This is a genomic window from Longispora fulva, assembly GCF_015751905.1.
GTDB lineage: Bacteria > Actinomycetota > Actinomycetes > Mycobacteriales > Micromonosporaceae > Longispora > Longispora fulva.
The window spans coordinates 4,676,045-4,695,156 of the sequence record NZ_JADOUF010000001.1; the positions used below are offsets into that span (position 1 = coordinate 4,676,045).

Genomic DNA, 19,112 nt, shown 5'->3' on the forward strand with positions numbered 1-19,112 from the left:
GGGTCCACCCGACGGGGCCTACTCGTCCTGGTCGACGATCCGGCCGCCCTCGGGGATCGCCGTCACCTCGGTGGTCGAGGTCGGGGCCAGCGCCTCGTGCGCGGCGTGCCGCTGGGCCAGCTTGCCCCGCAGGGTGTGTTCCTTCTTCGGCGGGCGGTCGTTGGCGATCAGGACCGCCATCCACGGCAGCAGCACCATGCCGGCGAGGCACAGCGGCAGCCAGAGCCAGAGCAGCGGGGCCTCGTTCATCACGAGGACGGTCGCCAGCACGAGGCAGACGATCCGCAGGCCCATCATCGACGCGTAGCGGATCTGCCGGCTGCGCAACTGGTCGGCCTGGCTCCGCTCGGCATCGGTGATGAGGACCGCTCGGCTTTTCACCCCTCCAGCGTAGTCCTGCCGACCGGCTCTCTCGGGGGCACCGGCACTACTACGTTTATAGTAAAGGGCGCATCGCGGGGCCGGGCGCCGGGCGATGCGGGAGGATGACCACGTGCAGATCACTCCGCTTCTGGAACCCGCCGGCATCGCCCGACTCCGCGAGGCCCTCACCGCCGCCGACTACACCCGCGCGGGCGTCGAGGCCCGGCTCGGCCCGGAGGCCGAGGACGCGCTCGCCCGCAACGACTTCCGGCCGGCCCTGCGGCTGCTCGGCGACTCGCCCCTGGACACCCTGATCCGGTTGTACGTCTGCGGCCAGACCGTCCCGCACGCCACGGTCGCCGCCGCGCTGCCCGTCGAGGACTGCGTCGACGGCGGGCTGCTCGAGCCCGTGCCCGGCGGGCTGCGCGCCGGGGTAGACCTGCACCCGTACGAGGGCTGGTGGCTCGTCGCCGACGCCCCCGAACTGCTCCGGCCCGGGGCCCCGCTGCGCGCCGACCACGTGCTGGGCGTCGGCGGGGCGTCCAACACCCTCGCGCTCGCGACCCTGCGCGCGCCGGTGGAGACGGCGCTGGATCTCGGTACCGGCTGCGGGGTGCAGGCCCTGCACCTGTCCCGGCACGCGCGCCAGGTGACCGGCACCGACCTGTCCGAGCGGGCCCTGCGGTTCGCCGCCACCACGGCCGCCCTCAACGGACTGGACTGGGAACTCCTGCACGGCGACATGACCAAGCCGGTGTCCGGCCGGCGGTTCGACCTCGTGGTCAGCAACCCGCCGTTCGTGATCGGCCCCGGGCAGGGCTCGCACATCTACCGTGACTCCGGCCGGGCCGCCGACGGGATCTGCGCCGAGCTGGCCGGCCGCGCGGAGGAACTGCTCACCGAGGGCGGCCACCTGCAGTTCCTCGCCAACTGGGCGCACGTCGAGGGCGAGCCCTGGCAGGACCGGGTCGGTTCCTGGCTCGCCGGGACCAACGTGGACGGCTGGGTCATCCAGCGCGAGATCCAGGACCCGGTGTCCTACGTCCAGCTGTGGCTGCGCGACTCCGGGGACCAGTTCGACGCGCAGCGGGCCGCCGCGTGGCTCGACTGGTTCGACGAGCAGCGGATCGAGGCCGTCGGCTTCGGCCTGATCACCCTGCGCCGGCGCTCCGCCGGCGGTTTTCCCCGGGTACGCATGGAGGACGTCCACCAGCAGATCGAGCAGCCGATGGGCGCCCGGATCGCGGACTGGTTCACCCGGCAGGACTATCTGCGCACGTCCGCGTCGTCCGACCTGCTCGCCGGCCGGTTCGTCGCCGCCGGGGGCCTGCGGCTGCACACCGGGTCCGAGCTGGGGGACGACGGGTGGGAGAGCGTGTCGCGTCGGTTGGAGCAGACCCGGGGCATGCACTGGACCGAGGACATCGACGAGGCCACCGCAGCACTGGTGGCGTCGTCGTCCGGGGGCGTCACGCTGGGGGACCAGTTGGGGCTGCTCGCGGTCGCTTACGGGCTGGACGAGGAGGCGTTGACCGAGATCGCGCTGCCGGTGGTCGCGCACCTCGTGGAACGCGGGTTCCTGGATCCGGTGCGCGACTAGGGCCGGATGTCAGGCCGTGCGGCCGTAGGAGATCGTGCGGGACCTCTCGGTGAAGCCGTTGCGGAGGTAGACCGCGACGGCTCCCGTGCCGTTCTCGCTGTCCACGTCCAGGTTGACCTCGTCGACGCCGGCGACCGCGCCCGCCCGGGCGGCGTTCTCCAGGAGGGCCCCGGCCACGCCACGGCCACGCCACGGACCCCGGGTGCCGAGGACGCCGATGTGCACGGCCTTCGGGCCGAACGCGACCGCGTAACCGACGACCGTGTCCCCGTCGAAGGCCAGGAACGACCATTCGGGCCGGAAGTCGGGGTGACCGGTCCGGGCCGGCAGCCACTCGGCTTCCGGGGTCGGGGTGAAGCCGTAGTGTTCCGCGAACGCGTCGTGGTGCGCAGCCCACAGCCCGTGCCCGAACTCCGGCCGGAACGTCTCGATCCGCAGGCCCTCCACCGTGGTGGGAGCCACCGACAGCGACGTGGGACGCGACAGTTCCAGGTACTCGCGCAGCGGGGCCAACCCGAGCCGGGACAACAGCCGGATCGTCCGCTGGTCGCGCGAGTCCACCCGGGTGTCCGCCATGTCACCCGCTGGGACCTGGCCCAGCTGCCAGGCGAGCAGGTGCCGGCCGAGGCCCTCGCCCCACCGGTCGGGGTGCACGCCGCCGCCGAGGAAGTGGCGTCCGTGCCGGGCCCAGGCGTACCCCCAGGCCAGGAGCGTGTCGCCCTCCACGGCCAGCAGGGTCTCCCCCACCGGGACCATCGTGTTCCACTCGTGCCGGACGCCGTCGACGTCGACCGGCCAGCCGGCCCCCGTCCGGTGGTGGATCGTGGTCCGGAGCGCCGCCACGGCCTCGGCGTCGTCGAGGGTCGCCGGGCGCCAGCTGAGGTCAGTCATCCGCCGATCGTCACCCGGGACGGAAGGCACGTCCACCGAATTCGGGGGCCGCGCCGCAGGAGGGGCCGGGAGCGGCGGGGCCAGGCCGTGGGACGGGCCGGGAGGAGCGGGTGGCCGCGTGCGGCGGGGTCAGCCCGACCAGCCCGCCAGGAGGGCAGCGGTCGGGATCGTCAGGAGAGCCGCGGCGGCCGTGTAGCAGGCCAGCCGGATCACCCGGGACGGGGACGGCGGGGCCAGGAGGCGGTGGACACGCTGCACGGTCGCCCCGCCCGTCGCCGCCAGGGCGCCGTCCGGGGCGGACGCCGTGCCGACCCTGGCCAGGGCCGTCGCCAGCGCCGCGCGGTCGCACACCGCGCACGCCCGGTCGTCGGCGAGCATCTCCACGAGGGTGGCGACGGCCGGCCGGGCGTGGCGCACCCCTGGCAGGCCCGGCAGCGCCGTGCGCCAGGCGGCGAACGGCAGGACGACGAGGTCGTGGCGCTCGGCGAGGTGGGCCCGCTCGTGGGCCACGACGGCCGCGAGTTCCTCGGCGTCGAGCAGGTCGAGCGCCCCGGAGCTGAGGACGACCCGGGAGTCCGCGCCGGGGAGGCAGTACGCGACGGCGTTCGGGTGGGCGAGGACCCGGCCGCCGGCCTGGCCCGGCCACGGGTCGGCGACGAGGTCGAGGAGTTCGCGGTGTCGGCGGCGGACCCACAGGGTGACGAGAAACCGGTGCACGAGGACGCCGGCCAGCCAGGTCAGCAGGCCCAGCGCGACCAAGAACAGCGCGGTGTGCGCCGCCGGCAGCCGGCCGGTGCCCCGGACCAGGGCCGCGAGCCCGTCGAGCAGGCCGCCGCCCAGCGGGGCGAGCGCGACGGCGACCGCCGCGCCGATCAGGGCCAGGCCGGCGGCCAGCCCGACGGCCTGCCAGAGGACGAGGGCCGCGCGGGGTTCGCGAAAGGTCCAGCGGGCTCGGGACAGCAGGAGCGGGGCCGGCCAGAGGAGCACCACGGCCAGGACGGCCAGCGCCAGGGCCGTCACCGGAGTCGGCCCGTCCGAGCGGGAGCGCCACCCGGCCGGAAGCGGTGGGCCACAGGCGGGTCGGCCCGGCTTCCGGGGCCGCCGAGCACGGGACGGCCGGGCCACGTTCCGATGGGGCTCCGCACAGGGCCGGCCGCCCGGCTTCCCGGGGCGGTCGGGGCCGACACGGTGGGCGTCATGCCAGGGCCTGGCGGCGGCGCACCGCCTCGCGGAGCGCGTCGGCCAGCGCCTCGACGTCGGCGTCGTCCACCTGGTCGGCGAACCGGGCCAGGGCCGCGCCCCGGTCGGCGGCCCCGTCGAGCGCCTCGCGCATCAGGGCCGCGATGTGGTCCTCACGCCCGGCGACCGGCCGGTACCGGTGCGCCCGGCCGTCCCGGTCCCGCCCGACGAGCTGCTTGCGCTCGAGCCGGGACAGCACCGTGAGCACGGTCGTGGCGGCGAGCCCCCGGTCGGGGAGGGCGTCGAGGATGTCCCTGGCCGTACAGGGCGCGCCGGCCGACCACAGCACCTCCATGACGGCGTGCTCCAGTTCACCGAGCCGGGCCATGGGCTGGCACTCCTTCCGAAGACGTCGCGGCGATTCTACAACCGGTAGAAAAGATCCCCACTTCGTGCCACCTCCCCACCGCCTTACCTCCGTTTAACGCTCGGCAGTCCACTCTTAGCCGCATACGTTGAAACGGACACGGGGAGACGAGCAAGGTGTTGGAGACGCAGGAGTCCGGTATCACCAGCGATCTGGTCCGGGCTTACCTGAACGGCATCGGCAAGATCCCACTGCTCACCGCCGAGGACGAGGTCACGCTCGCCAAGAGCATCGAGGCCGGCCTGTTCGCCGACGAGAAGCTCAGCCAGGGTTCCGACGACTTCGACCTCGTCGTGATCCGCAACGAGGGCCAGCGCGCGAAGAACCGGATGCTCGAGGCCAACCTGCGGCTGGTGGTGAGCATCGCGAAGCGGTACACCGGAAAGGGTCTGGCTCTGTTGGACCTGATCCAGGAGGGCAACATCGGCCTGATCCGGGCCGTGGAGAAGTTCGACTACGCCAAGGGCTACAAGTTCTCCACCTACGCCACCTGGTGGATCCGCCAGGCGCTCAGCCGCGCGCTGTCCGACCAGGGCCGCACGATCCGGATCCCAATGCACATGGTCGAGCAGCTGGCCAAGCTGACCCGGGCGCAGCGCGCGCTGACCGTCGAGCTGGGCCGCGAGCCGAGCGTCATGGAGATCGCCGCTCTGCTGGAGGTCGAGACGCACAACGTGCTCGAGCTGCTGTCCTACAACCGGGAGCCGATCAGCCTGGACACCCCGGTCGGGGAGGACGGCGACAGCTGCCTGGGCGACCTGTTGCAGGTCGCGGTGCCGACCACCGAGGTCGGCGAGGCCGCCGCCGCGTCGGAGCTGCGCAGCGAGATGGGCATGGTGCTGTCCACGCTGTCCCAGCGCGAGCAGGCCGTGATCCGGCTGCGCTACGGCCTCGACGACGGCCGGCAGCGCACCCTGGAGGAGGTCGGCAAGGAGTTCGGGCTGTCCCGGGAGCGGATCCGGCAGATCGAGCAGGAGACGCTGAAGAAGCTCCGCCAGCCGGAACGCTCAGAAAGACTTCTGAGCTACGCGTAGGGAGGACCCGCTGAGGACGACGCTGGCCGCACAGCGCACGAATCCGCAGGGCGCTGCCCTAGCGGCTCCGCACGCTGCTTGCCAGCCCCGCCCTCAGCGGGCCACTTCGCCTCAGATCAAGGGCAAGATCACATTCGGCGCGGGCCGGTGTCCGAGCGGGGTTCCGGGGTGCCGAGTTCCACGATGGCGTGCAGCGCCACCACGCCCGAGCCGCCGACGATCACCGGGTTGAGTTCGAGCCGGTGCAGGGCCGGGGTCGCGTCCGCCAGCTGGCCGACCCGGACCAGGAGGTCCGTGAGGGCCTCGATGTCCACGACCGGGCCGCCGCCGTGGCCGAAGAGCAGCGGGGCCGCCAGGGGCGCGCGGAGGAGTTCGGCGGCGTCGACCCTGGTCAGGGGTGCCGCGCGCCAGGCCCGGTCGCCGAGGAGTTCGGTGTGCAGGCCGGCGAGGCCGAAGCCGACGATCGGGCCGAAGGACGGGTCCTCGACCACCTCCACGACGCACGCGATGCCGGGCGCCGCCATCGGCTGCACCAGGAGCGGCTCGGCGGGGCCGAAGCGTTCGGCCAGTTCGGCGACGGCGCGGGACACCTCGGCCGGGGTGGCCAGGTTGAGCCGGACGGCGCCCAGGTCCAGGCGGTGCCGCAGTTCGGCGGACGCGATCTTCACCGCGACCGGATAGCCCAGCTCGGAGGCCGCGGCCAGGGTGCCGGCGCCGCCCCGGGCCGTTCTGGCCGGCAGGACCCTGATGGCGTACGCGGACAGCAGCTCCCCCGACTCGACGGCCACCACGGGCCCGGCCGGCTGTTCGGGCAGCTCGGCGGGGGTGCGGCGCCACGCGGCGTACCGGGAGACCCGGCCGAGGGCCGCCACGGCCGCCTCCACCGAGTGGTAGTGCGGGACGGTGCCCTCGGCGTGCTTCTCCAGGACGCCCTCAGCCACGAACGCCGCCACGATCGGCTTGTCGCCGGCCCCTTCGACGAGCACGTCGGCGTACCCGGCGGCGGAGCCCACCAGGGGTGGCACGAACACGGCGACCACGGCGTCGACGGCCGGGTCGGCGTTCGCGGCGCGCAGGGCCGCGGCCAGCTGGGGGCCGGGGGCCCCGACGTCGACCTCCAGCGGGTAGCCGGCCACGACCCGCAGGTCGGCGGACTCCGCGGCCTGGGCGGCGACCAGGCCCAGGGCGGCGGTGTTGCCGACGATCGCGATCCGGTCGCCGGCCGGCAGCGGCTGGCGGGCCAGCAGCAGCCCGGTGTCGAACAGCTCGGCGACGGTGTCGACCCGCAGCACCCCCGACTGGGCGAACAGCGCCTCGACGCCGCGCTCGTTCGGGCCGGAGACCTCGTGCCGCCACCGCTCTGCCGCAAGCTGCGGTCTGGCGACCGCGATGATCGGCTTGTCCCGGCCGATGCCTCGGGCCAGCCGGGCGAACTTGCGCGGGTTGCCGAAGGTCTCCAGGTAGAGCAGGACGACGTCGGTGTGCCCGTCCGCGTGCCAGTACTGCAGGAGGTCGTTGCCGGACACGTCCGCGCGGTTGCCGGCGGACACGAAACTCGACAGGCCGAGCCCCCGCCGGCCGGCCTCGGCCAGCAGGGCCACCCCGAGCGCCCCGGACTGGCAGAAGAAGCCGACCCTGCCCGGCTCGGGCAGCCGGGGCGCGAGGGTGGCGTTGAGCCGGACGTCCGGGTCGGTGTTGGCGATGCCCAGGCAGTTCGGGCCGATGATCCGCATGCCGCGCAGCCGGGCCTCGCGGACGATCTCCAGCTGGGCCTCGACCCCCTCGGGGGCGCCGGTCTCCGCGAAGCCGCTGGAGACGATGACCAGGCCGTGCACGCCGACCGCCGCGCAGTCCTCGACGATCCCTGGCACCCCCGAGGCCGGCACGGCGACGATCGCCAGGTCGACCGGGCCGGGCACGTCGCGGACCGACCGGAACGCCGGCAGGCCCTGGACCGTGCGCGCCCGGGGGTGCACGGGATAGATCGCGCCGGTGTACCCGCCGGTGCGCAGGCTCTTCAGCAGCGTGTGCCCGATGCCCGGCACCCGGGTGGACGCCCCGAACACGGCCACCCCGCGCGGGGTGAGCAGTCGGGAGATCGACGCGGCCTCGGTGCGCGCCTCGCGGGCCCGGGCGATCCGGATCGACTTCTCGGTGGGCGCGTTGTCGAACACGAGGTGCACCACGCCGTCGGCGTAGGAGCGGTCGACGGAGTACCCGGCGTCGGAGAAGACCCGGAGCATGCCGCCGTTCTCGGGCAGCACCTCGGCGACGAACTCCTCGATGCCCTCCTCGCGGGCGGCGGCGGCCAGGTGTTCGAGCAGGATGGAGCCGATGCCGCGGCTCTGGTGGGCGTCCTCGACGACGAAGGCGACCTCGGCCCGGGCCTTGACCTCACCGTCCACCGAGCCATCGGCCGGGCCGGCGGCGTCGGACGCGCCGGCCGGGGGGAGCCGGTCGTAGCGGCCGACGGCGATCAGGTCCTCGCCCAGCTCGGCGACCAGCGCCTCCCTGGCGTGGTGGTCCACAGTGGTGAAGCGGGCCAGGTCGCGGTCCGGGATCCTCGGATATGCCGAGAAGTAGCGGTAGTAGCGGGTGCGCTGCGAGAGTCGGGAGTGGAAATTCCGCAGCTCAGGGCCGTCGGATGGTCGGATCGGGCGCAGGTGCACCGTGCCGCCGTCGGCGAGGAGCACGTCGGCGGCCCGGTGCGCCGGATAGTGCCGCCCGGCCGGGTCCGCGTCCCCCGGCTCGGCCGGATCCGTCGCCCCGTCGGGTCGGCCCGGGTCGGCGGCGTCGACCCATGGCGGGGCCGGGGCCGACCGCTCAGTCCCGGACATCCAGCGGATCCAAACCGTGCAGCGGGTACACGGCCCGGCGGGTGGCCATGATCGCCCGGTCCAGGGAGTCGGGTTCGAGCCCCGGCTGCCACGGGGTGTAGCGGCCCGTCCCGTCGTCGGTCATCCGCAGCGGCAGGTCGTCGTGCGGCCGGCGCTGGTGGGCGAGCTTCTTCCACCGGGCCGGGATCGGCGTCAGGGGATCGAGTTCCTGCCCCGAGGCGACCGCGAGCAGGTGGGTCCACGCGCGGGGCACGGCCGAGGACAGCGAGTAGCCCCCGCCGCCGGTCGCCACCCAGCGCCCGTCGCACAGCTCGTCGGCCAGCCCACGCAGCGCGACGTACGCCGCGCGCTGGCCGTCGACCGTGAGCCGCAGGTCGGCGAGGGGGTCGAGCAGGTGGGTGTCGGCCCCGCACTGGGTGATCAGGATCTGCGGCTTGAACGCCCGGAGCACCCCGGGCACCACGGCGTGGAAGGCGCGCAGCCAGGCCGCGTCGTCGGTACCCGGCGGCAGCGCCACGTTGACCGCCGAGCCCTCCGCGCCCGGCCCGCCGGTCTCGGCGGCGAACCCGGTGCCGGGGAACAGCGCGTACCCCGTCTCGTGCAGGCTCACCGTGAGCACCCGGGGATCGTCGTAGAAGATGGACTGCACGCCGTCGCCGTGGTGCACGTCGATGTCCACGTACGCCACCCGCTCCGCGCCCAGGTCGAGCAGCCGGGCGATGGCGACGGCCGGGTCGTTGAACACGCAGAACCCGGCAGCCGAGGCCGCGAACGCGTGGTGTAGCCCGCCGGCGATGCTCACCGCGCGCTTCGTCTCCGCCGACCACACCGCCTCGGCCGCCTGGGTGGTGGCGCCGGCGACCAGGGCGCTGGCCGCGTACATGTCGTCGAAGCACGGGGTGTCGGCCGTGCCCAGGCCGTAGCCGTGGAACACCAGCTCGTCGGGGGCCCGGCGCACCGCCGCGAGGTATTCGGGGCTGTGCACCCGGCGCAGGGTCGCCTCGTCGGCCGGGCGGGGCGCGCGCACGGTCAGCCCGCGCAACACGCCCAACTCGTCGGCGAGGGCCATGGTCAGCTCCAGCCGGACCGGGTCCAGGGGGTGCTCGCCGAGGTCGTAGCCCCGCAGCCCGTCGCTCCAGATCAATACGGTCACAGGGTCATTCTCCCAAAGCCACCGGCCGGTCGGGGTCACTGATCCATTCACTCCAGGAACCCACATAGACACTGGGGGTGTACCCCGCGAGCGTCGCAGCCAAAGCCGCCTGCGCCGCGGTGACGCCGCTCCCGCAGTACAACGCGAGGGGTTCGTCCTTCGACCCGTAGTCGGGGCCGTCGGGAATCGGACGGTTGCGGGCGCCCGGGATGTGGCCGGCCACGCGGTCGATCGGCTCGACCTCGCCCCGGAACCGCTCGGCGGCCCGGACGTCGAACAGCCGGCCCCGGCCGGCGAACTCCAGCGCGCCCGCCGCGTCCACGGTCGGCATCGAGCCGGGCGTGACCACGACGTCACCGCGCTCGGGGGTGGGGGTGTCCGTGCTCACAGTGCCGTCCCAGGCGGCGAACCCGCCGTCGAGCACGTACACCTCGGTCAGGCCGGCCCAGCGCAGGGTCCACCAGGCGCGGCCGGCGGCCAGACCGTCTCCGCCGTCGTACACCAGAACGGGACGATCCTGGCGAACCCCGGCGGCCCGGAGCGCCTCCTGCAGGTGTGACGGATCCGGCAACGGATGCCGGCCGGCGGTTCCCGGGCGGCCACTAAGATCGGCGTCGAGGTCGACGAAGACCGCACCCGGCAGGTGGCCGGCGAGGTAATCGGACCGCCCAGGCTGGCCGACGAGGCGCCAGCGGACATCAAGTATGGTCATCGGGGAATATTCGGCCAGCTCGGCGGCCTTCAGCAGTGGGCTCACACCTCAAGTCTGTCGTAGCCGACAGGTAGCATTACTCCACGGGAGGGCGCACGCCGTGAATGAGCTGGTTGACACCACAGAGATGTACCTTCGCACCATCCTCGAGCTCGAAGAGGAGGGCGTCCCCGCGCTGCGGGCCCGGATCGCCGAGCGACTGCACCAGAGCGGTCCCACCGTGAGCCAGACCGTGGCCCGGATGGAGCGCGACGGCCTGGTCACCGTGCAGGACGACCGGCACCTCGAGCTGACCGCGACCGGGCGCGAGCACGCCGTCGCCGTCATGCGCAAGCACCGCCTCGCCGAGCTGCTGCTCGTCGACGTGATCGGCCTGCCGTACGAGGAGGCGCACGAAGAGGCGTGCCGCTGGGAGCACGTGATGAGCGACGCGGTCGAGAAGCGGGTCTACGACCTGCTCAAGCGCCCGACCCGCTCGCCGTACGGCAACCCGATCCCGGGCCTGGAGATCTTCGGCGGCGACGTCGAGGTGTCGTCCACCGAGCGCAACCTGGCCTCCACGGGCCTCGTCGGGCCGGTCACCGTCGTGCGGATCTGCGAGAGCGTGCAGGTCGACGGCGAGGCGTTGCGGGAGCTGCACAGCGCCGGGATCAACCCCGGGGCCTCGGTCACGGTGAGCGGGGACCGGTCGGGGGTGACCGTGGTGTCCAGCGACGCGACGGTGAAGCTGACCCGGGACATCGCGAGCCGGGTCTTCGTCTCCTAGTCCAGTTCGTGAAAGGCCCCCGCGCTCAGCGTCGGGGGCCTTTCCCATCGCCCGGGGTGACCACCCCCGGCCCGGCCGTGGTCACTTCTTGGCGTCGACCTTCTTCGCCAGCTCCGCCAACTTCGGCGCCAACGCCCCCGCCGCGGCGGCGTCCCCACCCGCCGGCAGCGTGTACCGCACGGTGAGCATCCGGTTGTTCGCCGACAGCCAGCCCACCTCCACCGTGCTCCCGCCGGCGCCGTCCGGCGGCAGGGTGCGGCTGTACGCCGCCTTGCCGAGGCCTGCGACCGCCGAGGCGCCCTTCGGGGTGACGGTGCTGGTGAACACCTTCGCGTCGGCCTTCGTCGGGGCGACGGCGAGGGTCAGGTCGGGGAAGCGGCTGTCGACCTGCTTGAGCACGCACGTCGTCGCCGGGGCCATGCCTCCGGAGACCGCGACCTGGAACCGCTCGCCGAGGGCCTGGGCGACGACCTCGTAGTCGAGGAGCTCGCACGCGCCGCCGGCCGCCGCCGCCGGCTGGGCCGCCGAGGCCGGAACCTGGCTGGGGGCGGCCACGGGCGGCTGCGCGGCGGACTCGACCTTGCTCGGGTCCGCGGACACCGGGGTCTGCTTCGGGGCGTCGGAACACCCGGCCAGGGTCAGCAGGCCGAGCACCGCGATCGTGGGAACCTTGAGACTCACCTTGAGTCACCTCCAGCCGACCAGGTTACCCGGAGCGGGCCGCCGGACACCGGTCACTACGACCCCGTAACCCCCCAACGAAATTGATCTTCGCCTTTGATCGAACGTCTTGGCCCGCTGAGAGCGGGGAGGCGAAGGCGGAGGTGCGCCTGCATACCGGCGTTGTATGCAGGCGTGCCGGCAACGCACGCACCGCCGCTCTCAGCGGGCCCCGGGCAGAGTGGAAACGATGTGGCGGGCGATCTCCAGGGACGCCGTGGCGGCCGGGGACGGGGCGTTGAGGACGTGCACCTGGGGGCCCTTCGCCACGATCAGGAAGTCGTCGACGAGCTCGCCGGTGGGCTTGACGGCCTGGGCACGCACCCCGGCCGACGACTTCACCAGGTCGGCCTCGGTGATCGCCGGCACGAGTCGGGCCAGGCTCTCGGCGAACCGGGCCTTCGACAGGGACCGGCGGACCTCGGTCATGCCGTAGCGCAGGTGTCGGCGGGCGATCTGCCACAGGCCCGGATAGGCGAGGGTGCCGGCGAGGTCGCGGACGTTGACCTTGCCCCAGGAGTAGCCTTCGCGGGCCAGCGCGAGGACGGCGTTGGGGCCGGCGTGCACGCCGCCGTCGATCATCTTGGTCAGGTGCACGCCCAGGAACGGGAACTGCGGGTCGGGCACCGGGTAGATCAGGCCCTTGACCAGGTCGCGCTTCTCGGGCGTCAACTCATAGTATTCACCCCGGAACGGGATGATCCGGGCCGGCGGGTCGATGCCGCCCAGCCGGGCGATCCGGTCGGCGTGCAGGCCGGCGCAGTTGACCAGGACGTCCGCCGGGAACTCCCCCGCCGTGGTCTCCACGATCACGCCGCCCCTGTCGGGCCGCAGGCCGGTGACCTTGGTGCCGGTGCGCAGGGACGCGCCGGCCTTGTCCAGCAGTTCGGCGAGCTTCAGGCACACCTGGCCGTAGTCGACGATGCCGGTGGAGGCGATGTGCAGGGCGCCGACGGTGGCGACGTTCGGCTCGTACTCGCGCGCCTCCGCCGCGTCGATCCGGCGGACCGGCAGCTCGTTGGCCAGTGAACGCTCGTGCAGCGCCTCCAGGCGGGGCAGCTCGTCGGCGGACGTGGCCACGATCAGCTTGCCGCACACGTCGTGCGCGATGCCGTTCTCCTCGCAGAACCGGACCATCGAGACACTTCCGGCACGGGCGAACCGGGCCTTGAGGCTGCCGGGCTTGTAGTACACGCCGGCGTGGATGACGCCGCTGTTGTGGCCGGTCTGGTGCGCGCCCCAGCCGGACTCCTTCTCGATGACCGTGACCTGGGCGTCCGGGCGGTCCTGGGTGATCCGGTGCGCCGTGGCCAGACCGACGATCCCGCCGCCGATCACTACATACCTGGTCATATCCATTCCTCCGCCCGCCGGGATCGGCTGTGGCCGATCGTATTCTCCCGACCGCACGGTGTCGTTACCGCCATGTGTCCAACCCGCGAAACCCCCTTTCACGGTTACGGTGGTCCCTCCCCCGGCACGCGTCGGCGACCTCCGGCACCAGTCACCCTCAGTGCCCGAATAGCGACGCTTCCACCGACCCCGCCTGGGCGAAGGGAGCCCGACGGGGGGCCATAGACTCACCAGGACCCCGAGAGCTCAGGAGTGCCATGTCGTCCGAAGTCGTCGCGCTCGGCCAGCCCACGGTCGGGGAGGCCGAACTCAAGGCCATCGCCGAGGTGTTCGCCTCCGGCTGGCTCGCCGGGGCCGGCCCGACCTGCCAGCGGTTCGAGGAACGGTTCGCCGCCGTCGCCGGTACCGCGCACGCCCTGGCCACCAACAACTGCGGCTCGGCTCTGCACCTTGCCATGCTGACCCTGGGCGTCGAGCCGGGCGACGAGCTGATCGTCGGGGACTACACGTTCCCGGCCACCGGCCACGCCGTGATGTACCCGGGCGCCAGGCCCGTCTTCGCCGACATCAGGCCGGACATCTGGACCATCGACCCCGCTCACGTGGAGTCCCTCATCACCCCTCGCACCCGGGGCATCGTGGCCGTCGACGTCGCCGGCCAGCCCGCCGACTACGCCGAGCTGCGCGCGATCGCCGACAAGCACGGGCTCTTCATCATCGAAGACGCCGCCTGCGCCGCCGGGGCCTCCTACCAGGGCCGGCCGGCCGGCTCGCTGGGCGACGTGGCCACGTTCAGCTTCCACGGCCGGAAGAACATCACGGCCGGCGAGGGCGGGGCGTTCACCACCGACCGGGCCGACCTGGTCGCGCACGCCCGCAAGCTGCACACGTACGGCATCGCGCCGGCCGTGGACCGGGCCGCCTCCAGCGCGCTGCCGATCCCGGAGTTCGACGAGCTGGGCTACAACTACCGGCTCTCGGACGTGGCCGCAGCGATCATGCTGGTCCAGCTGGACCGGCTGCCCCTGCTGCTCCGAGCCCGCCAGCACATCGCCGCGCGCTATGAGCACCTGCTCGGGGACTTCGAGCTGATCGGAACGCCTCAGGTCGCGGCGGACCGGACGCACCCGTGGCAGGCGTACATCATCACTCTGAACTCCGGCATCGACCGGGGCGAGGTGGCCCAGCGGCTGCGGGCGCGCGGGGTGCAGTGCAACTTCGGCACCTACGCCTCGCACGTCCAGCCCCTCTACGGCAAGACGCACGAGTGCCCGGTGTCCGCCGACCTGTTCGGCCGGCACCTGGCCATCCCGATGCACGCGAACCTGACCGAAGCAGAGATCGAGACCGTCGCCGCCGCCGTCCGCACGGTGGTCACCGACGTCGCCCAGGGAGTCTGAAGTGTCGAAGAAAACCGTCTTCATCACCGGCGGGGCCGGGTTCATCGGGCTGCACGTCATCCCGCTGCTGTTGGAGAAGGACTACCAGATCCGGATCTTCGACAACATGGCGCGCGGCGACCGGGCCCGGGTCAACGAGCTGATCGCCACCGGCGACGTCGAGCTGGTCGAGCAGGACGTCCGCTACGGCGGTGGCGTGCACAACGCCATGAAGGGCGCCACGCACGTCATCCACTTCGCCACGGTGTCGATCAACAAGTCCATCGCGGACCCGTACGAGTCGATCGACATCAACATGGTCGGCAACAACAACGTGTTCGCGGCGGCGGCCGACCACGGGGTCGAGCGGCTCGTGTTCGCCTCCTCCGCGAGCGTGTACGGCGACCCGAAGCGGCTGCCGATGCACGAGGACGACGAGCTGAACCCGCTCACGCCCTACTGCATCTCCAAGCGGGCCGGCGAGGACCTGCTGGGCTTCTACCAGCGCACCAAGGGCCTGAGTTGGAACGCGCTGCGCTTCTTCAACGTGTACGGCCCCGGCCAGAAGATCGAGGCCTACTACACCAGCGTCATCAACACGTTCATCCAGCGAATCCGGGCCGGCCAGGCGCCCACGATCGACGGCAAGGGTGAGCAGTCGATGGACTTCATCCACGTCACCGACCTGGCCCGCAGCGTCGTGTGCGCGCTGGAGTCCGAGGGCGACAACCTGCCGATCAACATCGGCACCGGCATCGACACCTCGATCGCCACCCTCGCCCGGATCCTGATCGACGCCCTCGGCTCCGACGTCGAGCCGATCTTCGTGCCGCGCGACGTGCTGGTCAGCCGGCGGGCCGCCGACATCACCCGGGCACGCGAGGTGCTCGGCTGGGAACCGACGATCACGGTGGAAGAGGGCATGACCGCGCTGGTGAAGGCGGCACTGGAGCAGTGAGCCTCCCGGCCAATCCGTACAACGAGCACGCGTGGATCAGCGGTGACCCGGTGATCGGGGCCGGCACCTGGATCGGGGCGTTCACGGTGCTCGACGGGTCCGGCGGGCTGACCATCGGCACCGGCTGCGACATCAGCTGCGGCGCGCAGATCTACACCCATTCGACGGCCCGCCGGTGCGTGTCCGGCCGGGCCTATCCCGACGTCGACCGGGCCCCTGTGACCATCGGAGACCGGGTGTTCGTCGGGGCCAACGCCGTCATCCAGATGGGCGTCACCATCGGGGACGGTGCCGTCGTGGCCGCCGGAGCCGTGGTGAGCAGGGACGTGCCGGCCGGCACCGTGGTCGCCGGAGTGCCGGCACGGGTGGTGTCGACCGTGGTGTTCGACGGGGAAAATGTCCGCTTCGAGGGAGTCAGCTAGTGCGGATCGCCGTCGTCAACAACTTCTACCCGCCCCGCGTCGGCGGCTCGGCGCACCTGTCGGAGTCCCTGGCCCACGGGTACGCCGCCGCCGGGCACGAGGTGCTGGTGCTCACCGCGACCTACAAGGACGCGCCGCTCGACGAGATGCGCGGCGGTTGCCGGGTGCTCCGGCTGCCGTCCTGGCAGCTGCCCAGCTCGGTGGCCGGCTTCGACATCGGGTTCACGGTCCGGCCGTCCCTGCTGCGCACCGTCACCGGGATCCTCGACGAGTTCCAGCCCGACGTGATCCACCAGCACGGCCAGTTCTTCGACCTCACCTGGGCCAGCGGGCTCTACGCCCGCAAGCGCGACGTGCCGACGCTGCTCAGCGTGCACACCCGGCTGGAGAGCCCGCGCGCGGCGTACCAGGCGGTGTTCACGGTCGGGGACTCGATGCTGGTCGCGCCGATCCTGCGGCGGTACAAGCCGAGGTTCGTCGTGATGGACGTGCAGATGGAGGAGTACATCCAGAAGCGGTACCGCTCGGCGGTCAGCGGACTGGAGTACATCCCGGTCGGGGTGGATCCCCAGTGGCTGCTGAACGGCGACGGCGCCGGCATCCGGGAGCGGCACGGGCTGGGCGACCGGCCGATCGCGCTGTCCCTCGGGCACGTCATCCCGCTCCGCGACCGGGTCCAGCTCGTCCGGGCCCTGCCCCGGGTGCTGGAGAAGGTGCCGGACCTCGCGGTGCTCGTCGTCGGGACGGTCTACTACGACAAGTTCCTCAAGCTGGCCGAGGAGCTGGGCGTGCGGGACGCGATCGTGGCCCCCGGCGCGGTGCCGAAGTCGGAGATCCCGGCGTACGTGGCCGCCGCCGACCTGGAGACCCACGACCTGGACGGCTTCGGGCTGGGCACGGCAGCGCTGGAGGCGATGGGCGCGGGCTGCCCCGTGGTGGCCGCCGTGCGCCCGGACAACTTCCCCGGCATCGAGCTGCGCGACCGCGAGCACCTGTACCTGACACCGGTCGGCGACACCGGGGCCCTGGCCGACACGCTGATCGAGGTGCTGACGGACCGCGACCGGGCCCGCGAGGTGGGGCTGGGCGGCCAGCGCCTGATCCACGAGCGGTTCACTCTGGACTCGGTGCTCAAGTCGCACCTGGCGACCCTGGAGTCGATGGTCGGCTGAGCAAGCCCCCACCGCACGAATAATGCGCATGCATAATATGCATGCGCATTATTCGTCGTGTCACGCTCAGGCGGTCGCGAGGACCCCGCCCACCGCGCGGTGCGCCGGCAGGATGCTGGCGCGCTCCTCGGCCGAGTCGGCCTTGCCGTCCAGGATGTCCAGGAACCGGTCCAGCTGCGCGGCCAGGGGCTCGCGGACCGTGATCAGCTCCGGGATCTCGATGATGCTCTGCTGCCGGTAACCGCGCCCGTCGGGCGTCGCCGCGTCCAGGGACACGTGCCGGTAGATCGTCACGTCCTTGCGGAGCAGGTCGACCTCGATGCACCGGTCGACCTCGTTGACGGTCAGCGACCGGACCTTGCGCTGGCCGATCCGGCTCGCCGACACCGTCGCCACCCCGCCGTCGGGGAAGGTGAGCAGCGCCTCGGCGACGTCCTCGGCCCCGGCGACCGACTCCGGGTGGAAGTGGCCGAGCATGCCGCGCACGCCGGCCGGCTCCGCGCCGCCGAACATCCCGATCGCCAGATCGACGTCGTGCACGAGCAGGTCCCAGGCGACGCCGGTCCGGATCCGGGGCGCGTACGGCGAGTGCCGGGTGGCCGTCACGTGCACCGGCCGGTCGACGAGCTGGCGCGCGGTGAGGATGGCCGGGTTGAAGCGCTCGAGGAACCCGCACATCAGGGGCACGTCCCGGGCCGCCGACAGGGCCACGATCTCCTCGGTCTCCGCGAGGCTCGCGCAGACCGGCTTCTCGACGAGGAGGGGCAGGCCCTCGGTCAGTACCCGGTAGGCGACGTCCCGGTGCGACTCGGTGGCCGAGGCGACGATCACGGCGTCGATCCCGGCGAAGTCGAGTTCGGGCACCCACTCGGCGCCGTACCGCTCGGCGACCTCACGGCCGACGTCCTCGCGGGGCTCGACGACCCGGACCAGCTCGGCCCGGTCGGACTGGGACACGACCCGGGCGTGCAGCGCACCCATCACCCCGGTGCCGACCAGCGCGAACCTCATGCGCCCATCACCTCGCGCACGGCGGCGACGACGGTGTCGAGGTCGGCCTCGGACAGGTAGGGGTGCACCGGCAGCGACAGGCAGCTCGTCGCGACCCGCTCGGCGACCGGCGTGGGGTCGACGATCACGCGCGGGTGGTCGCGGTAGCAGTCGTAGTCGTGCACGAGCCGGGGGTAGTAGACCCCGGAGCCGACGCCGCGCTCCAGCAGCTTCGCGGCCAGCTCGTCGCGGGAGACGTCCCCGTCGACCAGCACCGTGTACTGGTGCCACACGTGCGACCGCCCCGCCAGCTCGGCCGGCGTGGTCAGGCCGGGCAGGCCCGCCAGGCCCTCGCTGAGCCGGGCCGCGTTGTCCTTGCGCCGCTTGACCTGCTCGGGATAGCCGGCGAGCTGCGGGAGCCCGATCGCGGCCTGCACGTCGGTGAGCCGGTAGTTGTGCCCGGCCATCTCGTACTGGTAGCGCTGGACCATGCCCTGGTTGCGCAGCACGCGCAGCTTGGCGGCGAGCGCGGCGTCGTTCGTGGTGATCATGCCGCCCTCCCCGGTGGTGAGGTTCTTCGTGCCGTAGAACGAGAAGGTGCCCAGCCCGAACGTGCCGGCCGCGCGGCCGTCGACCGTCGCGCCGTGCGCCTGGGCGGTGTCCTCGACGAGCCCGAGGCCGTGGGTCGCCGCGAGCGGGGCGAGGCTGGTCATGTCGGCGGCCTGGCCGTACAGGTGCACCGGCATCAGGACCTTGGTCCGGGGCCCGATGGCGTCCGCCACGGCCGACGGATCCAGGCAGAAGTCGTCGGTGCGGATGTCGGCGAACCGGGCCGTCGCGCCCGCCTCCAGGATCGCGTTCAGCGTCGCCACGAAGGTGAACGGGCTGGTCAGCACCTCGTCGCCCGGCTGCAGGTCGAGGACCTCGAGCGCGGCGACCAGGGCGGTGGTGCCGTTGTTGACGGCCACGGCGTGCTCGACGTCGATCATCGCGGCGAACTCGCGCTCGAACCGCTCGACCATCGGACCGCTGGCCAGCATCCCCGACTCGATGACCTCGACGACCAGTCGCGCGGCGTCGGCGGGCAGTTGCACCCTCGAAATCGGGATCAAGATCGCTCTCCTGTCAGGTGCGGAACGGCCCTGCGACAGTACCA

The 19,112-nt window shown here is 72.6% G+C and carries 18 protein-coding genes; 7 read left to right on the top strand and 11 right to left on the bottom strand.

Features of this window, described 5'->3' with window-relative positions; all coding sequences use genetic code 11:
- Positions 1-18 precede the first annotated feature (18 nt).
- On the bottom strand, positions 19-381 hold the full coding sequence (locus tag IW245_RS40855) for a DUF3099 domain-containing protein (protein ID WP_233473037.1): 363 nt from the start codon (positions 379-381) through the stop codon (positions 19-21).
- Between the two features lie 112 nt (positions 382-493).
- Here IW245_RS40855 and IW245_RS20790 point away from each other — a divergent pair, with 112 nt between their 5' ends.
- Positions 494-1,963 carry a DUF7782 domain-containing protein gene (locus tag IW245_RS20790; protein ID WP_233473038.1) on the top strand — a complete coding sequence of 490 codons (1,470 nt, stop codon included), beginning with the start codon at positions 494-496 and terminating at the stop codon, positions 1,961-1,963.
- 9 nt (positions 1,964-1,972) lie between these two features.
- Here IW245_RS20790 and IW245_RS20795 read toward each other — a convergent pair whose 3' ends face one another.
- From IW245_RS20795 to IW245_RS20805, 3 genes are all read right to left on the bottom strand, one after another.
- The gene (locus IW245_RS20795) at positions 1,973-2,854 is read right to left on the bottom strand and encodes a GNAT family N-acetyltransferase (protein WP_197004843.1); all 882 of its coding nucleotides are present in this window, start codon (positions 2,852-2,854) and stop codon (positions 1,973-1,975) included.
- A gap of 129 nt (positions 2,855-2,983) precedes the next feature.
- Positions 2,984-3,874 (bottom strand): M56 family metallopeptidase, encoded by an 891-nt coding sequence (locus IW245_RS20800; protein WP_197004844.1) that lies wholly within the window; start codon positions 3,872-3,874, stop codon positions 2,984-2,986.
- A gap of 175 nt (positions 3,875-4,049) precedes the next feature.
- Positions 4,050-4,421, bottom strand: coding sequence for a BlaI/MecI/CopY family transcriptional regulator (locus IW245_RS20805; RefSeq protein WP_197004845.1), 372 nt, complete (start codon positions 4,419-4,421; stop codon positions 4,050-4,052).
- Positions 4,422-4,576: 155 nt separating this feature from the next.
- Here IW245_RS20805 and IW245_RS20810 point away from each other — a divergent pair, with 155 nt between their 5' ends.
- Complete coding sequence (locus tag IW245_RS20810) at positions 4,577-5,494, top strand: sigma-70 family RNA polymerase sigma factor (RefSeq protein WP_372445202.1); 918 nt, start codon at positions 4,577-4,579, stop codon at positions 5,492-5,494.
- 128 nt (positions 5,495-5,622) lie between these two features.
- On the opposite strand, the gene IW245_RS20815 is transcribed toward IW245_RS20810, so the two are convergent.
- Genes IW245_RS20815 through IW245_RS20825 form a run of 3 tightly spaced genes read right to left on the bottom strand, consistent with a single transcriptional unit; the run spans position 5,623 to position 10,196 of the window.
- Positions 5,623-8,331 (bottom strand): bifunctional acetate--CoA ligase family protein/GNAT family N-acetyltransferase, encoded by a 2,709-nt coding sequence (locus IW245_RS20815; protein WP_197004846.1) that lies wholly within the window; start codon positions 8,329-8,331, stop codon positions 5,623-5,625.
- Complete coding sequence (locus IW245_RS20820; RefSeq protein WP_233473039.1) at positions 8,318-9,484, bottom strand: acetoin utilization protein AcuC; 1,167 nt, start codon at positions 9,482-9,484, stop codon at positions 8,318-8,320. Before IW245_RS20820 ends, IW245_RS20815 begins: the two co-directional genes overlap by 14 nt.
- Before the next feature lie 4 nt (positions 9,485-9,488).
- Positions 9,489-10,196 carry a sulfurtransferase gene (locus IW245_RS20825; protein ID WP_197008612.1) on the bottom strand — a complete coding sequence of 236 codons (708 nt, stop codon included), beginning with the start codon at positions 10,194-10,196 and terminating at the stop codon, positions 9,489-9,491.
- Between the two features lie 100 nt (positions 10,197-10,296).
- Here IW245_RS20825 and IW245_RS20830 point away from each other — a divergent pair, with 100 nt between their 5' ends.
- Positions 10,297-10,962: an iron-dependent transcriptional repressor DtxR gene (locus IW245_RS20830; protein ID WP_197004848.1), complete on the top strand. Its 666-nt coding sequence runs from the start codon at positions 10,297-10,299 to the stop codon at positions 10,960-10,962.
- Between the two features lie 81 nt (positions 10,963-11,043).
- Here the strand turns inward: IW245_RS20830 and IW245_RS20835 are convergent, their stop codons facing one another.
- Together IW245_RS20835 and lhgD are read right to left on the bottom strand one after the other, a co-directional pair.
- Positions 11,044-11,643: a hypothetical protein gene (locus tag IW245_RS20835; RefSeq protein WP_197004849.1), complete on the bottom strand. Its 600-nt coding sequence runs from the start codon at positions 11,641-11,643 to the stop codon at positions 11,044-11,046.
- A 201-nt stretch (positions 11,644-11,844) separates the two neighbouring features.
- Positions 11,845-13,035 carry an L-2-hydroxyglutarate dehydrogenase gene (gene lhgD / locus IW245_RS20840; protein WP_197004850.1) on the bottom strand — a complete coding sequence of 397 codons (1,191 nt, stop codon included), beginning with the start codon at positions 13,033-13,035 and terminating at the stop codon, positions 11,845-11,847.
- Between the two features lie 257 nt (positions 13,036-13,292).
- Here lhgD and IW245_RS20845 point away from each other — a divergent pair, with 257 nt between their 5' ends.
- Genes IW245_RS20845 through IW245_RS42285 form a run of 4 tightly spaced genes read left to right on the top strand, consistent with a single transcriptional unit; the run spans position 13,293 to position 16,966 of the window.
- Positions 13,293-14,435 carry a DegT/DnrJ/EryC1/StrS family aminotransferase gene (locus IW245_RS20845; protein ID WP_197004851.1) on the top strand — a complete coding sequence of 381 codons (1,143 nt, stop codon included), beginning with the start codon at positions 13,293-13,295 and terminating at the stop codon, positions 14,433-14,435.
- 1 nt (position 14,436) lies between these two features.
- Positions 14,437-15,372, top strand: a complete 936-nt coding sequence (locus tag IW245_RS20850) for an NAD-dependent epimerase/dehydratase family protein (protein ID WP_197004852.1) — start codon at positions 14,437-14,439, stop codon at positions 15,370-15,372.
- Entirely contained in the window at positions 15,369-15,794 is a 426-nt protein-coding gene (locus IW245_RS42700) for an acyltransferase (protein ID WP_197004853.1), read from the top strand. Before IW245_RS20850 ends, IW245_RS42700 begins: the two co-directional genes overlap by 4 nt.
- Positions 15,794-16,966 (top strand): glycosyltransferase family 4 protein, encoded by a 1,173-nt coding sequence (locus IW245_RS42285; protein ID WP_197004854.1) that lies wholly within the window; start codon positions 15,794-15,796, stop codon positions 16,964-16,966. Before IW245_RS42700 ends, IW245_RS42285 begins: the two co-directional genes overlap by 1 nt.
- A gap of 66 nt (positions 16,967-17,032) precedes the next feature.
- Here IW245_RS42285 and IW245_RS20865 read toward each other — a convergent pair whose 3' ends face one another.
- Positions 17,033-17,977: a Gfo/Idh/MocA family protein gene (locus tag IW245_RS20865; protein ID WP_197004855.1), complete on the bottom strand. Its 945-nt coding sequence runs from the start codon at positions 17,975-17,977 to the stop codon at positions 17,033-17,035.
- Entirely contained in the window at positions 17,974-19,068 is a 1,095-nt protein-coding gene (locus IW245_RS20870) for a DegT/DnrJ/EryC1/StrS family aminotransferase (RefSeq protein WP_197004856.1), read from the bottom strand. Before IW245_RS20870 ends, IW245_RS20865 begins: the two co-directional genes overlap by 4 nt.
- Positions 19,069-19,112 lie beyond the last annotated feature (44 nt).

Excerpts from the sequence above, each read along its gene's own strand:
- IW245_RS20825 (WP_197008612.1), bottom strand. The coding sequence starts at position 10,196 with ATGACCATACTTGATGTCCGCTGGCGCCTCGTCGGCCAGCCTGGGCGG.
- IW245_RS20865 (WP_197004855.1), bottom strand. The coding sequence starts at position 17,977 with ATGAGGTTCGCGCTGGTCGGCACCGGGGTGATGGGTGCGCTGCACGCC.
- IW245_RS20805 (WP_197004845.1), bottom strand. The coding sequence starts at position 4,421 with ATGGCCCGGCTCGGTGAACTGGAGCACGCCGTCATGGAGGTGCTGTGG.
- IW245_RS20845 (WP_197004851.1), top strand. The coding sequence starts at position 13,293 with ATGTCGTCCGAAGTCGTCGCGCTCGGCCAGCCCACGGTCGGGGAGGCC.
- lhgD (WP_197004850.1), bottom strand. The coding sequence starts at position 13,035 with ATGACCAGGTATGTAGTGATCGGCGGCGGGATCGTCGGTCTGGCCACG.
- IW245_RS20795 (WP_197004843.1), bottom strand. The coding sequence starts at position 2,854 with ATGACTGACCTCAGCTGGCGCCCGGCGACCCTCGACGACGCCGAGGCC.
- IW245_RS20815 (WP_197004846.1), bottom strand. The coding sequence starts at position 8,331 with ATGTCCGGGACTGAGCGGTCGGCCCCGGCCCCGCCATGGGTCGACGCC.